The sequence below is a fragment of the Pseudomonas lutea genome (assembly GCF_000759445.1).
GTDB lineage: Bacteria > Pseudomonadota > Gammaproteobacteria > Pseudomonadales > Pseudomonadaceae > Aquipseudomonas > Aquipseudomonas lutea.
Genome location: NZ_JRMB01000001.1, coordinates 1,896,389 through 1,910,366, shown reverse-complemented (window position 1 = coordinate 1,910,366; position 13,978 = coordinate 1,896,389). Strand labels below are relative to the sequence as shown.

At 57.8% G+C, this 13,978-nt stretch carries 11 protein-coding genes, 1 other RNA gene and 1 pseudogene; 10 read left to right on the top strand and 3 right to left on the bottom strand.

Features of this window, described 5'->3' with window-relative positions:
* Positions 1–232 precede the first annotated feature (232 nt).
* The 4 genes from zipA to LT42_RS08170 all read left to right on the top strand — a co-directional run bounded on the left by zipA (position 233) and on the right by LT42_RS08170 (position 7,282).
* Positions 233–1,084 carry a cell division protein ZipA gene (gene zipA / locus LT42_RS08185; RefSeq protein ID WP_037011441.1) on the top strand — a complete coding sequence of 284 codons (852 nt, stop codon included), beginning with the start codon at positions 233–235 and terminating at the stop codon, positions 1,082–1,084.
* A 169-nt stretch (positions 1,085–1,253) separates the two neighbouring features.
* Positions 1,254–3,602 (top strand): NAD-dependent DNA ligase LigA, encoded by a 2,349-nt coding sequence (gene ligA, locus LT42_RS08180; RefSeq protein ID WP_037011439.1) that lies wholly within the window; start codon positions 1,254–1,256, stop codon positions 3,600–3,602.
* 537 nt (positions 3,603–4,139) lie between these two features.
* Positions 4,140–5,306 (top strand): zinc-binding metallopeptidase family protein, encoded by a 1,167-nt coding sequence (locus LT42_RS08175; protein ID WP_037011437.1) that lies wholly within the window; start codon positions 4,140–4,142, stop codon positions 5,304–5,306.
* A gap of 170 nt (positions 5,307–5,476) precedes the next feature.
* Entirely contained in the window at positions 5,477–7,282 is a 1,806-nt protein-coding gene (locus LT42_RS08170) for a putative bifunctional diguanylate cyclase/phosphodiesterase (protein ID WP_037011435.1), read from the top strand.
* A 3-nt stretch (positions 7,283–7,285) separates the two neighbouring features.
* Here the strand turns inward: LT42_RS08170 and LT42_RS08165 are convergent, their stop codons facing one another.
* Complete coding sequence (locus LT42_RS08165; RefSeq protein WP_052075190.1) at positions 7,286–7,780, bottom strand: GNAT family N-acetyltransferase; 495 nt, start codon at positions 7,778–7,780, stop codon at positions 7,286–7,288.
* A gap of 224 nt (positions 7,781–8,004) precedes the next feature.
* Between LT42_RS08165 and ffs the strand changes: the two genes are divergently transcribed.
* The 6 genes from ffs (at position 8,005) to LT42_RS08135 (ending at position 11,900) form a co-directional block, all read left to right on the top strand.
* Positions 8,005–8,101: signal recognition particle sRNA small type (gene ffs / locus LT42_RS24975), an RNA gene on the top strand.
* A gap of 420 nt (positions 8,102–8,521) precedes the next feature.
* A complete protein-coding gene (locus LT42_RS08160) occupies positions 8,522–8,812 on the top strand; it encodes a hypothetical protein (RefSeq protein ID WP_037011434.1) in 291 nt (96 codons plus the stop codon).
* A gap of 15 nt (positions 8,813–8,827) precedes the next feature.
* Positions 8,828–9,331 (top strand): hypothetical protein, encoded by a 504-nt coding sequence (locus LT42_RS08155; RefSeq protein WP_152597607.1) that lies wholly within the window; start codon positions 8,828–8,830, stop codon positions 9,329–9,331.
* A 245-nt stretch (positions 9,332–9,576) separates the two neighbouring features.
* The gene (locus LT42_RS26080; protein WP_208855893.1) at positions 9,577–10,116 is read left to right on the top strand and encodes a hypothetical protein; all 540 of its coding nucleotides are present in this window, start codon (positions 9,577–9,579) and stop codon (positions 10,114–10,116) included.
* 212 nt (positions 10,117–10,328) lie between these two features.
* Entirely contained in the window at positions 10,329–11,141 is an 813-nt protein-coding gene (locus LT42_RS08145; protein ID WP_037011431.1) for a hypothetical protein, read from the top strand.
* 390 nt (positions 11,142–11,531) lie between these two features.
* Entirely contained in the window at positions 11,532–11,900 is a 369-nt protein-coding gene (locus tag LT42_RS08135) for a Rap1a/Tai family immunity protein (protein ID WP_037011427.1), read from the top strand.
* Between the two features lie 394 nt (positions 11,901–12,294).
* Here the strand turns inward: LT42_RS08135 and LT42_RS26195 are convergent, their stop codons facing one another.
* Positions 12,295–12,708 carry a recombinase family protein gene (locus LT42_RS26195; RefSeq protein ID WP_276209527.1) on the bottom strand — a complete coding sequence of 138 codons (414 nt, stop codon included), beginning with the start codon at positions 12,706–12,708 and terminating at the stop codon, positions 12,295–12,297.
* Positions 12,709–12,765: 57 nt separating this feature from the next.
* A pseudogene (locus tag LT42_RS26190) lies at positions 12,766–13,595 on the bottom strand (site-specific integrase); the annotation flags it as partial.
* Positions 13,596–13,978 lie beyond the last annotated feature (383 nt).

Here is a 13,978-nt window from a genome sequence, read left to right as displayed (position 1 = left end):
GCAAAGGTGGCAGTCGCACGACCCGTACAGGAACCACCGTTGCAGCGTGACAGATGCTTGTGACCTGCCAGATGTACGAGACGGTGTAAAGTTGCCTTTGGTCGTGCTAGCTTAATGGCCACTTTTTCATTTCGCGTGGGTAAAAGGCCATTCAGAACATAGAGTTGGCTCCACGTTTTAAAGGGGTTTGCGCCCTTAATTTTTCAGAATTTCATTAGAGGCACGGGACTACATGGAAATCGGTCTGCGAGAGTGGCTGATCGTCATCGGCATAATTGTCATCGCCGGTATTCTTTTTGATGGCTGGCGCCGGATGCGCGGCGGCAAGGGTAAGTTGAAATTCAGGCTGGACCGCAGTTTCTCCAACGTGCCGGACGACGATGAACCAACGTCCGCCGAAGTGCTCGGTCCTGCTCGCGTGCTGGACACGCACAAAGAGCCGCAACTGGACGAGCACGACCTGCCGACCATGAGCGCCGCGCCGCGTGAGCGTGCCGAACGTGAGCCTCGCCGCGGCAAGCGCAAGGACGAGCCACATCAGGGCGATCTGAACTTGAGCGCCAATGGGCCGGATCTGTTCAGCGCACGCGATGATGATTTCCCGGACGACAAGCCGAACCAGCGCATTACCGAAGACAAGGACCTGCCGCCGGTTGAAGAAGTGCTGGTGATCAGCGTTATTTCCCGGGACGAAAGCGGCTTCAAGGGCCCGGCGCTGCTGCAGAACATTCTGGAAAGCGGCCTGCGCTTCGGCGAGATGGACATTTTCCACCGTCACGAAAGCATGGCGGGCAATGGTGAAGTGCTGTTTTCGATGGCCAACGCAGTCAAGCCGGGCGTGTTCGATCTGGACGACATCGACCATTTCAGTACTCGCGCGGTGAGCTTCTTCCTCGGCCTGCCGGGCCCGCGTCATCCCAAGCAGGCATTCGATGTGATGGTTGCCGCCGCTCGCAAGCTGGCCCATGAGCTCAACGGTGAATTGAAAGATGACCAGCGCAGCGTCATGACCGCGCAGACCATCGAGCACTACCGTCAGCGCATCGTCGAGTTCGAACGCCGCGCATTGACCCAGCGTCGCTGATTCGTTGAGTGGCGTGTCCCTGTAGGAGCGCGCTTGCCCGCGATTGCGGTGGGTCAGTCACCAGCGCGTCGATTGCACGGACACTTTCGCCGGCCACCAGGCTCCTACAGTTACAAGCATCACAAATTGAGCAGCTTCGGCTGCTCTTTTGCATTTTGAGAATACGCCTATGAAAGCCGCCGAAACCCGCATCCTGGAATTGCGCGCTGAGCTGGATCAGCACAACTACCGTTACCACGTGCTCGACGAACCGAGCATCCCGGACGTGGAATACGACCGCCTGTTTCACGAGCTCAAGGCGCTGGAGGCGGAGAACCCGCATCTGGTCACGCCTGATTCGCCGACGCAGCGGGTGGGCAGTGCCGCGTTGTCGGCATTCACCCAGGTGCGTCACGAGATCCCGATGCTGAGCCTGGGCAACGCCTTCGAAGAAACCGACATGCTCGAGTTTGATCGTCGGGTCAACGAGGGACTGGACCTGCCGGCTGCTTCAAAAAAGGTCGAATACAGCTGCGAACCCAAGCTCGACGGTCTGGCCGTGAGCCTGCTGTACCAGAACGGCGCGCTGGTACGCGGCGCCACGCGCGGCGACGGCACCACCGGCGAAGACATCAGCGTCAACGTGCGCACCGTGCGCAACATTCCGCTGAAGCTGCACGGCAAGGGCTGGCCGGAGACCCTGGAAGTACGCGGTGAAGTGTTCATGTCCAAGGCCGGTTTCGAGCGCCTCAACGCCAGCCAGCTGGAAGTCGGTGGCAAGACCTTCGCCAACCCGCGTAACGCAGCGGCCGGGAGCCTGCGTCAGCTGGATTCAAAGATCACTGCCAACCGTCCGCTGGAATTCTGCTGCTACGGCATCGGTCAGGTGTCCCATGACATCGCCGACACCCATACCAGCAACCTGCAACAGCTCAAAGCCTGGGGCATGCCGATCAGCCGCGAGATGAAAATCGCCCATGGCATCGACGACTGTCTGAAGTACTACCACGACATTGGCGAGAAACGCCTGTCGCTGCCGTACGAAATCGACGGCGTAGTCTTCAAGGTGAACAGCATTGCCTCCCAGCGCGAGCTGGGGTTCCGTGCGCGTGAGCCACGCTGGGCCATCGCTCATAAATTCCCTGCCATGGAAGAGCTCACCGAGCTGCTCGACGTCGAGTTTCAGGTAGGGCGCACTGGGGCCGTGACGCCCGTCGCACGCTTGAAGCCGGTGAAAGTGGCCGGTGTCACCGTTGCCAACGCCACGCTGCACAACATGGACGAAGTGGCGCGACTGGGCCTGATGATTGGTGACACGGTGATCATTCGCCGGGCGGGCGACGTGATTCCGCAAGTGGTGCAGGTGGTGCAGGAGCGCCGCCCGGCAGACGCGCGCGTGGTCGAGGTCCCGCAGGTGTGCCCGGTGTGCGGTTCGCAGGTCGAGCGCACACAGCTGATCAAGCGCAGCAAGGGCAAGGAAACCATCAGCGAGGGCGCGGTGTATCGCTGCGTCGGACGTCTGGCCTGTGGTGCGCAGCTCAAACAGGCCATCATCCACTACGTCTCGCGTCGGGCGATGGACATTGAAGGCCTGGGCGACAAGACCATCGAGCAACTGGTGGACGAGAAACTGATCGGCTCGCCGGCCGATCTGTACAAGCTGACCTACGAACAGATCATCGACCTCGAAGGTTTTGCCGACATCTCTACTAAAAAGCTGCTCAACTCGATCGCCGAGAGCAAGAAGCCGACCCTGGCGCGGTTCATCTATGCGCTGGGCATCCCGGATGTCGGCGAGGAGACGGCCAAAGTGCTGGCCCGCTCGCTGGGGGCGCTGGATCGGGTCACGGTTGCATTGCCCGAAGTGCTCACGTATCTCCCCGACATCGGCCTGGAAGTCGCGCACGAGATCCACAGTTTCTTCGAGGACGAGCACAACCAGAACGTGATCGGCGCCTTGCTCGGCGAATGCGAGATGCAGCTGCAGGACACCGGCGATCTGGGCGCTGAGTTCGCGGCGAGCGCCACGCTGGGTGGCATGCTCGACAAGTTGAATATCCCGACCGTGGGGCCGGGCGCTGCGCAGAAGCTGGCAGACAAGTTCGGCACCCTTGAAGCGGTGGTGCGCGCCGACTGGCTGGACATGCGTCAGACGTTGCCGGAGAAACAGGCGCAGGCGGTCAGGGCATTTTTCGACATCGACGATAATGCGCAGCGGGCCCTGGCTATCGAACAGCAGCTCAAAGACTTTGGCATGCACTGGCACAGCGAGAAGAAGGTGGTCGAGGGCCTGCCGCTGGCGGGCCAGACGTGGGTGCTGACCGGTTCGCTGGAGTTGATGAGCCGCGACGTGGCGAAAGACAAACTGGAAGGGCTGGGGGCCAAAGTGTCCGGCTCGGTTTCAACGAAGACCCACACAGTGGTGGCGGGGCCTGGTGCAGGCTCCAAACTGACCAAAGCCAACGAACTGGGCCTGAAGGTCCTGGACGAAGAGGCGTTTGTGGGCTTTTTGAAGAAGCACGGCGTGGAAGTAGATTGAGGTTTACCCAGCGCCGACCAGCTTCTAAAGCCTCAACATCTGATTTAAGGCGTGTCGCGCTCCATTGCAGGAGCGCGCTTGCCCGCGAACAAAAGCTTCTCGGCTGAAGCCGGTCCCATTGAAAGCACCGAGTACAATCCGTGGGACCTGCTTCAGCCGGGAAGCCTTTGATCTGCACCTGATCTTGATCTTCATATACAGCCAGCCCAGACACCGCCAATCGCGACTCAATCATCCCACGCTCAGTCTGGGCATGCAGCCAAGATGCTCCGCGTCGCTCCCGCCGTTTTTTGCGCAGGCCCGACATGTCAAACCCTCTGTAGGAGCCGGCTTGCTGGCGAACGCGGTGTGTCAGCCCCCTTATTCATACCTGATCCCCTGCATTCGCCAGCAAGCCGGCTCCTACGACGACATCATCACGCCAAGCACCGGCGGCCATTGCCGAGCTCCCCCTGCGGCTGCCTTGCTCCGTGAATCCACGGAACCCCCGTCACCCTTAACGATCTAGTGCTTGCAGCCCCCCCTCAGGATATCGCCATGTTCCAATTCTTCGAGCAACTCAGCACACGGATCGCGGCGCCATTCGCCGGGGAGAGCAAACGCAACAGCAAAGTCTGGCAGTGCCGGTGCGGACAGTCGGTGTTCTTCCGCAACAGCCAATGCCTGGCATGCTCGGCAGCGCTGGGCTATCTGCCTGAGCAGAGCAAAATCGCCGCGCTGGAACCGGGGCCTGACGCGCAAACCTGGCGCGTCAGTGACGAACCCCAGGCCGGCCTCTACCGTCGCTGCGCGAACCTCAACACAGCGGCGGCCTGTAACTGGATTTTCCCCGCACTCAACGCAGGTGATTTCTGCATCGCCTGCAGCCTCAACAAGACCATCCCCGACCTGTCCGTGCCGGAGAACCCCGAGCGCTGGGGCAAGATTGAGACCGCCAAACGCCGACTGGTGGCGCAGCTTATAACCCTGGGCCTGCAGGTCATCCCCAAAAGCGTCGACGAAGAACGCGGCCTGGCGTTTGAGTTTCTCGGCGTCGACATCGAGGGCAATTTGCCCACCACCGGCCACGCCAATGGCTTGATCACCCTCAATGTCGAAGAAGCCGACGACGCCATCCGTGAGAAGGTGCGCGTGCAAATGCACGAACCCTACCGCACATTGCTCGGGCATTTCCGTCATGAAGTGGGTCATTACTATTGGGATCGCCTGATCGCCAACACCTACTGGCAGGACGGCTTCCGCCACCTGTTCGGCGACGACCGCGCCAGCTACGCCGATGCCCTGGACCATCATTATCAGCACGGTGCCCCGACCGACTGGCAGCAGCATTACGTCAGCGCCTACGCCACCATGCACCCCTGGGAAGACTGGGCCGAAACCTGGGCGCACTACCTGCACATGATGGATGCTGTCGACACCGCCCTGAGCCTGGGCATGAGTGCGCGGGACATGGACCTCGATTACCAGCCGTTTCCCCTCGAAACACTGTACGACCCCCAACATCCAGGCGGCCTGGCGTTCCTCTCCTTCGTCAATGCGTGGATCGAGCTGGCCGGCATGCTCAACGAGCTGTCCCGTGCCATGGGACAGGCGGACTTCTATCCGTTCGTGCTGCCGCCGGCCGTCATCACCAAGCTGCACTTCATCCATCTGGTCATACAGGGGGCGGGCGGCAAGGCGGATGAGGTCCTGCAAGCACAGTGACCCCCTCATTCGAGTGAGATGAGGCCCATCCCGGTACGAAGCGGTGAGACCTTCCACCGCTTGTCCGTCACCCCTGCACGGGCGGAAATCTGGTGCTATTTTCCCTATATATATCGTTTTGATACTACTGGCGAAGCGGTTGATGAAGCGGTTCAAAAGGGATTTAAGTTATGGCCACCAGTGCTCCATTGCCCAGGAACGAGCGTTCACGGCTTTCGCGCATCACCCATATGGGGCTTATCGATGCGGCGGCGGACGACGTCCTCGATCACATCATTTCGATGGTGACCCACTATTTTGAGGTCCCCATTGCGCTGGTTTCCATCGTCAGTGAGCACCGTCAGTGGTTCCGGGCCCGCGCAGGCCTGGAGGAGCGGCAGACCCCGCGCGAAATCGCCTTCTGCGCCTACACCATCCTCAGTCACGAGACGTTCCAGGTCCCGGACGCGATGCTCGACCCACGCTTCAGCGACAACCCGCTGGTCACCGGTGAGCCGCATATCCGCTTTTACGCCGGCGTGCCCCTGGTAACGGCCGATGGCCTGGCGTTGGGTACGCTGTGCATCATCGGCACCCAGCCCCGGCCGCTGCTGGATAAGCGCGACGCTGCCATGCTGGAGATGTATGGCCAGTTGGTGATGAAGCGCCTTAATAACCTGCGCAACGCCAGTTACGTTGACCAGCCCACCGGGCTGTTCAACCGCCTGCGTCTGGAAGAAGACCTCGGCGCGCTGACCGATCGGCGCAAACATGCGCTGGTCGCGCTGGACATGGTCGCGCCCACCTTTCTCGACAGTATCGTCAAGGCCCTCGGTTACAGCTTCGCCCAGGAGCTGGTGCGCTGCATGATCGATAACTGCCGCAGTCAATTGCCCGCCGACACCGCACTCTATAAGGTCAGCCCGACACGCATCGCGCTGATCACCCGCAATGCCAGACCGGAGCAGGCGGAGCGGCTGTTCAGGCAACTGCTTGAACATTTTCGGCGGCCGCTGGTGTGTCGCAATATCCCGATCCAGATGGACGTCGGCATCGGCGTGCTGCCGCTGGGGCTTGAGCGCTGCGATGAGGGCGACTGGATTCGGCTGGTGGTCAGCGCGGCGGACGAAGCCCGCGGCAAGTCCATCGGCTGGCGCTGGTACGAGCCGCACCTGGACTTTGCCCAGCAGCGCGCTTTTTTGCTGCTGGCTTCGCTGGCCGAGGCGGTGCGCAGCCCGGATCAACTGTCTTTGGTGTATCAGCCACGGCTGGAAGTGGCGACGGGGCGGGTCGTCACCGTCGAAGCTCTGTTGCGTTGGCAGCACCCGGTGCTGGGGCCGATCAGTCCGCTGGAGTTCATCCCGCTGGCGGAAAAAACCGCGCTGATTCGTTCACTCAGCCTTTGGGTACTGCACAAAGCGGTCGCCCAGGCCGCGCGCTGGCAGAAGCAGGGTTTTGCCTTCAAAGTCGCCATGAATGTGTCGGCGATCGACTTGGCCAATTCGTCATTCAGTGACGCGCTGTTCGAGCAGTTGACCACCAGTGGGCTAGAGCCCAGTGGCTTCGAGCTTGAGTTCACTGAAAGTGCGCTGTGCGATAACCCCGAGGTGACCCGTTTACAGCTGGAGCGGCTGCGCGCGCTGAACATCGACATCGCCATCGACGACTTCGGCACCGGCTACAGCAACTGGACCTACTTGCGGCAGCTGCCAGCCACCACGGTCAAGCTGGACAAATCCCTGGTTGAAAATATCGACAGCGACGAGAAGGATCGCGGCCTGGTGGAGGCCATCGTCGATCTGGCCAAGCGCCTGGGCTATCGCGTCGTCGCAGAAGGCGCGGAGACCGAGGCCGTGTATGAAATCCTCTGCGAGCTGGGCTGCCACGAAGTTCAGGGCTTCCTGATTGCGCGCCCGATGAGCGTCAGCGCGCTTGAACACTGGATGAACGCAGAGCGCCGTTGCAAGGTTCGGGCGTTGCGGTCTCTGGCGCACTGACCGCTAGAGCTTCAGGCGCATCACGCATTCCGCCCCTGCATTCACTGCGTCACGCTCCGGCAGCTCCTGCCAACCCTGCGCCCGGTACAGCTCGCGTGCGACGTGGTTGCCGGCGTCCACGGCCAGCATCAGTTGCTCGGTGTCAGGCCACAGCGCCCGGGTGAGTTCGGGCAGCGCTTGCAGGCAGCGCTTGCCCAGACCCTGGCCTTGAAACCGCCGATCAATCATCAGCGCGTGCAGCGTCGTTGTTACATGGGATTGTTGAAGCGCCCAATCCGGCAGCAGCGTCCGGCGTTTGAGCAGGAAAAACCCCCGGGGGAGTTCATCGATCAGCAGCACAAAGCCCTGCCTGTCGGCGACGGGACGGGCTGTCAGGGTCTGCAGCCCGCCGTGGATGTCGCCGACGTGGCGGATTTGTTGCTGGGTTAACGCAAGGTCCAGCAATTGATCGTGTTGGCCGGGGGAAAGCGATTCGTAGCGGGTGAGGGCAACATGCATCGGGGTTTACCTGTGTCTTGCGCCAGGGCGCTTCAGCAGCGGGTCGGCGAGAAGCCTAAAACAGCGCGTCATTGTGCCGTAATCGGTCCTCAGCGAATGCAGCCGCATGGGTGACAAAGGCTTGAACGCGCTAAAAATCTTAATCTGAAACAAGAGGTTGTAACTTGGCGCGAGACCGGTACAATGGCGCGGCTCGCCACTGGCGAGCGTCGTTATGGTGACCCCATCGGTCCCCCCGCAACGATTACCCGTGAACCTGGTCAGAGCCGGAAGGCAGCAGCCACAGCGGGAACATTGTGTGCCGGGGTGTGGCTGGTGGGGTTGCCTCCTATCTAAAAACTCGTTGAAAATCAATGAGTTGTCAGTTGAAAAATCCCGAAGTGTGACAGCGTTTAGGTACACCTAAGTGGTGCACTGTGCTGGCGATCTTACATCGTTCATTTTTTGCAAGCTATCGTCAGCTAATGCTCGTTGCGTCAGCTAGATGCACGTCCCAGCAAACAATCAACAGCAGCATCCTTACGCACCAGACCCCGCCAGATATGCTGTACCACGTATAGAGCTAGGCGATTCCGAAAGCTGTGGCGGTCGTACCGAACCCTGAACGTGAACTCGTTCCAGAGTACGCCCCAATCGCGTTACCAAGGGTGGGCAAGCTGGTCGTGATTCCGACCGTTCCAGATGTGGACGATGACGCTTTCGACGACTCACCAGAATGGATGCGGGGGGCAGCATGACCCCATGGCGAAGGTCATCCTGCACCCTGCTGTAGCTCAATATGAGCCTTCCGGCGTAGGTCAAAATGCACCAGCAGACAGACAGAGTATTTATACAGAGAGAAGTAAACAGACAGATGTAGAAGCGTTGCACGAACAAACTGAAGAGCGTGTGAAGCAAGGGCAAGAGCTGGATTTCTATCGTCTTCGTACTGGATCGGTGTACATCCGCAAGGATGAGGGTGAGGTCACTAGCGCAAGCGGGACTGTGTGGTGGCTAACTGCCCGCGACTCAGCTAGGATCGAGCAACTTTAATTCGAGGTTCAGGTTATGAAGGCAGGGATGGCAGTAATGGCGGGGATGCTTGGTCTAGCTGTTTCGACGCTCGCCAATGCTGGATGGAGCACGACGGTTCAAGACGACATCTTCAGCGGCGGAAAGAGCGCCATGATGGTTGGAACTATCAGCGCGTACCAATCGGTCGTCTTAGATTGCAACTCGGAAGGGCTTACCCTCGCACTAATTCAGCAGGAGAAATGGCAGGAAGGACACGACAATTCGACTTGGAGCTTGTTAGTAAAGGTTGATGACGGGGACGTTCACCGCTTCACCGCAGCCAGCGGTCGACGAAATGACAAATTCAGCCAGTATGGTACTGCTGAACAAGACGAGATTTTGAAGGTGCTGAACGATCTGCGTAACGCCAAATCGCAGGTGCTGCTTGGGCTCCAATCAGACGTGTACAACGCTAAGTGGTCCGGGACTGCCCCAGTGAACGGTTCCACTAGTGCAACAGATCGGTTTATGCAGGCGTGTAAGCTGAAGGGCGCTTGAAGAAGTTCCTCCGATCACAGTGAGGTAGGTCCCCTTGAATACAAAATTCCGCGCCTTGAGAAAATTGCCTAACCGACGGGGTAGCCGTAGTCAGACAGACCAAGAAGGCGTTGGAAGTGGCTGTGCATGAGAGTAAGGAGCGTAAGGGTGTTGCACCAGAGAGAACGGATGACTATCAGCCTGCACCTTCGCTGGTAGCGTTTGATTTGAAGTGCTAACGATGGACCATACAAGGAGGATGGGTCATGAGGCAGAGTGAGGGTAACTGGGACGAAGCGATGGACGAAGCTGTGAAATGGCTAGGCGCCGAGATCAGCGAGATCAAACAGTTTCAGCAGGACTGCGAGCAAGACAAGATCATAGCAATGCTGATGCAGATGAATGAAAAGCAGATGACGCAGGCGACTGCATATACGAACCTGATATTGGTTGCTGGGTACGCTGGGTATTTTGCGTTCTGGTCAACACTGGTAACCAAACTTCCATCTTGGATTTATGCGCTTAGCGGACTTCTCGCCATCGTGTCGCTTCTTTGCTTCATAGCTTGGGAGCTGGTCAAGATGATCTGGGGCAACACCTACTTGAATCGCACTAACAAAATGATCACAAAGACGGTAAGGGGGCCAGAAGCCCTAAGACTGATCGAAGCGGCCTCATCCCTACACAGCGTCAGCATCAACAAGGTGTGGATGTGGTTCTTAGTGCCTACGATCACGTGTGGGATGAGTGCCGGGGTTTTACTGGTGGGATACTTCGCTTCCGAAGTCTGGAAGTCGATCCACTGAGTCGCTTTCCCGTGGTTCCCAAGTTCCCCCGCTGCGGGCAGGCCGTAAACTGTCTATTCACAGGATTCGAGCGCGGCACGGAGGCTTGCGGCGATTCCATGGTCGCGTCCCTTTGGCTAGACGGTGCATCGGCTCCGATTGGACGCGTGATCCTGCCAACCGCTAGTGTCGATGTGCTACTTTAGCCTTTTATCCTTGTCGAGCCATCCTGTATGACTGCAATCAACCCTCCACCGACAAAGAAAGAGTTTTGTATTACGTTCCCACTGTATGAACAGTTCACATTTGCCGAAGAGGACGATGAAGCAGGCTGGAAAGTTGCGTATTCGCGGGAGCCTATTGATACGTATTGTCCGGAATGTAATATGAGTAGCATTTTCCATCAGCATGTAGTGGGCAGTGTCCCGGTGGCCGATGATGCGTGGGTGGGTAATAGAAGATTCAGTGTTTTCCTTAGATGTTCACGGAATAACGATCATCAGCTGTTTTTCCTGTTCGATGTTAAGGGTAGGACGATGCAGAAAATTGGACAGCATCCTTCGCTTGCTGATCTGCACATGTACGATGTGCGTCAGTACTCTGCTGTGCTGTCCAAGGAGGATTTCAGGGAGTTTACCAAAGCGATCGGTTTAGCCGCGCATGGGGTAGGTGTCGGTTCATTTGTGTATCTAAGGCGAATCTTTGAGAATCTCGTCAATGCTGCTCACCAGATCGCAAAAAGCGATGATGGATGGGATGAGGAGGCCTACCGCAATGGGCGGATGGCTGAATGTATACAGCTGCTAGCAGGGCACCTCCCCGAATTCCTCGTAGAGAATCGCTCGATGTACAAGATTCTCAGTAAAGGCATTCATGAGTTGACAGAGAACGAGTGCTTGTCTGCATTCCCCGTCCTTAAAATGGGCATTGAGCTAATTCTTGATGAAAAGCTTGCCGCAGCGGCGAAGCAACAAAAACTGGATCAGGCTAAGAAGGCGCTGCATGTCCTCAGCAGTAAAGCAGGCACAGTTGCTCGATCTGACTAGTCAGGCGGCAGCAGGCCGAGCACAACCAGGGACGACGACCATGAAGGCAATCGCTGCAACTGTTTTCCTAGCTGCTCTGGCGGGCTGTGCCAATCACGAATCAGACCCTGCCCAAGTGGCGATTAGGGATGATGCACAGTGCCAATCATACGGCGCCAAGCCCGGATCAGATGTATATGTGCAATGCCGGGTTGCTCTTGCTAATCAGCAGGGACAAGCGAACGAGGCTCGGCGGCAACGCGCGCTACAAATGCTTATGAACCAGCAAGGACAGAAGCCCCAGCAGCCCTACATGTTGCAGCCTGCTCCCGTCAGACAACAGACAAACTGCGTTTTCAACAGCGTTGGGCAGACCGTCTACACCAACTGCCAATGAGGAGAATCACCACAATGGGTAAGCAATGGATGGCAGCGGTTGTACTAGTTGGTGCTGTACTTTGGGGTCAGCTAGCACAGGCCGACACTGGTGCTGAGATGGCAGGACACTGCCGGGCGTTCTTAAGTGAGAAGCCGGACCCTGAGCAGTCTTACGGCGCCGGTGTATGTTTCGGATTGGTCTACGGCGTTACCGATACTCTGAAGACCGCCCATCTTGTAAGCCCAGAGGCGGTGTCTGTCTGCATCCCGATAGAGGATTTCACGATGGGGCAGGCTGCTCGAATCCTGCTTAAATACCTCGACGACCATCCCGAGACTCTCAACGAGAGTTCCTCGACGCTCGCTATAAAGGCATTTCGCAGAGCATATCCGTGTAAATGACTAAGCCGTTTTCTGCTGAAAACCAATCCCGCCGCCCAGGACAGACCTCGCACGGGGTGGGGGTCGTCCTGCGTAGTTCTGGCTAGAATAAGTATCGGGGCATGCACCAACGCTGGCGACAGATTTTCATCCTATCGGCTTAACACAGCGCGTAGGGGGCAGATGGCTTTCGCCGTAAAACGAAAATAAGTCCTGACGGCTCTGCTGGGCTTGCTTGCAGCGTGCTCATCGCTAGAGTTTGATAACTCTCACGGCCAGGAACACTGAGTGACAAAGGGAGCACAAAGGCCCGTAGTGAGCGCTGTATCAGGTGAAGGCGAGTCCCAGAGTCTTCATCACGCGACTTACCTGTATCGCTGACCATTCACCGCCACGGGCCGTGGCCATCTTCTTGTCATTCAAGCAATCGGCGACCTGTTGCAGGGTGTTGCCCTTGTCGTGCAGGCACATCGGTGATGTGAGGTCGGACAGCCTTCACCCATGATCTAACACGGTCTTGAACTGCTGCTGTAGCCTTCGCCCTGTTGACCTCTGTACGGCCCCTTGCCAACACCTCTGTGCGATTCTGCACACTTTGAATGGCCTCGGCATCGCCCTTTGCGGCTTTCTGCTTGAGTGCTGCCAGAGCGTCCTTAGTGCGTCCTGCGATGAACTCCCGCTCCTGTTGGGCAAGCGCCGCAAACAAGTGAATTTGGAAGTCGTCAGCGTGGGGCATAGTGGCAATTTTGATGGTTGCACGCTTCATCAGACCAGCAATGTGCTTAACGTCACGACTGATGCGGTCAACCTTTGCAACCAAGGTCGGCAGACCATGGGCAAGTGCCTTCTTGCACTCTGGACGATCTAAGGGGGCAACCGTACCGCTCTCTTCGAGTCGTGCCCCTGTAGCTCGCCGGAGCAGAGGCAACCAGTAACGCCACGGGTGATTGGTGGATTCGGTATGTAAAGCTTCTAGGTCGAGCAGGGCGGTTAGGTCGATACGGTCCAAGGATAGTCGCGCTTCCTTCGCTGAACCTGCTGTCATCGCCTTGAGGCCAGCCAACGGATTTTCGGTTATGTATCCGTTCGATTTACACCAGTTCATGAAGGCGGTCATCTTCCGCAGTCGGTTATTCACTGTCACAGCAGTAATGGCCCTGTAGCTGGCGCCGGACTCGACCACCTTCAGCAACGACTTTTCTTTGAACTGGGGTAACAGGGCGAATACTGGGGACAGCGGGAGAGCCTATCTTTCAACAATCTTGCCTGTTGTACATCGAATGCCTGAATTGGCATGTCGCCCACCAACTCAGTCATGTCTCGCAGCGCTCTTTCCACCTCGATGGTGCTCACTTGGCGCCATGTCTCACCACGCTTCCCCTCTTCGAGATACGTCTTGATCAATGATTCAAGTGTCGTACCATGAGCATTTTGGTTTGGGAATGAGCTAATCACAGACGGGGTCGAACGATGCATTCTGGTAGGCGAGGCGTCCCTCCACCCTTTGCACATGCGGGTCAACGTTACGACGTCTGTAAGCGGGTGTTCCGCTAGGTGTTCATGGACACACTGTGCAAGTGAAGTGGCAAGAAAGGTTGCTGTTTGGCGTGCACTCACGTTGAGGCTCAATCGCAAGGTGTGACAGCTAGGGAAAAGGTGCTTGGGGAGCCGTAAGTTCAGGTAGTAGAAGGCTCCGCGATGGATCAGATAGGCCATGTGTGACACCGATGTGTGACAGCTAAGTGTGACAATGCTGGCTACACCTCAGAGACTTGACCGACGTGCTACATCTCCGCACGGTAGATGCAGGGCTACCTCACTAGCCTGAAACCCTTACCCCATAAGGCCGCAACGATTACCAAGCATGCTTGCATGCCACCTGGTCAGAGCCGGAAGGCAGCAGCCACAGCGGGAACATTGTGTGCCGGGGTGTGGCTGGTGGGGTTGCCTCCATAACGGATTCTCGTCGCAACGACGTGATGTGATCCTTCCATTCATTGGATGTCGATCAGCCCCCTGTACCAATACCCCAACGATTTCATGCATGCATCACGAGCATCCCGTCTCGCGGCCTCATCGATTTCGTCTGGAAATCGCCG

Coding starts and splice junctions, on each gene's coding strand:
- zipA (WP_037011441.1), top strand. CDS start 233: ATGGAAATCGGTCTGCGAGAGTGGCTGATCGTCATCGGCATAATTGTC.
- ligA (WP_037011439.1), top strand. CDS start 1,254: ATGAAAGCCGCCGAAACCCGCATCCTGGAATTGCGCGCTGAGCTGGAT.
- LT42_RS08175 (WP_037011437.1), top strand. CDS start 4,140: ATGTTCCAATTCTTCGAGCAACTCAGCACACGGATCGCGGCGCCATTC.
- LT42_RS08170 (WP_037011435.1), top strand. CDS start 5,477: ATGGCCACCAGTGCTCCATTGCCCAGGAACGAGCGTTCACGGCTTTCG.
- LT42_RS08165 (WP_052075190.1), bottom strand. CDS start 7,780: ATGCATGTTGCCCTCACCCGCTACGAATCGCTTTCCCCCGGCCAACAC.
- LT42_RS08160 (WP_037011434.1), top strand. CDS start 8,522: ATGGCGAAGGTCATCCTGCACCCTGCTGTAGCTCAATATGAGCCTTCC.
- LT42_RS08155 (WP_152597607.1), top strand. CDS start 8,828: ATGAAGGCAGGGATGGCAGTAATGGCGGGGATGCTTGGTCTAGCTGTT.
- LT42_RS26080 (WP_208855893.1), top strand. CDS start 9,577: ATGAGGCAGAGTGAGGGTAACTGGGACGAAGCGATGGACGAAGCTGTG.
- LT42_RS08145 (WP_037011431.1), top strand. CDS start 10,329: ATGACTGCAATCAACCCTCCACCGACAAAGAAAGAGTTTTGTATTACG.
- LT42_RS08135 (WP_037011427.1), top strand. CDS start 11,532: ATGGGTAAGCAATGGATGGCAGCGGTTGTACTAGTTGGTGCTGTACTT.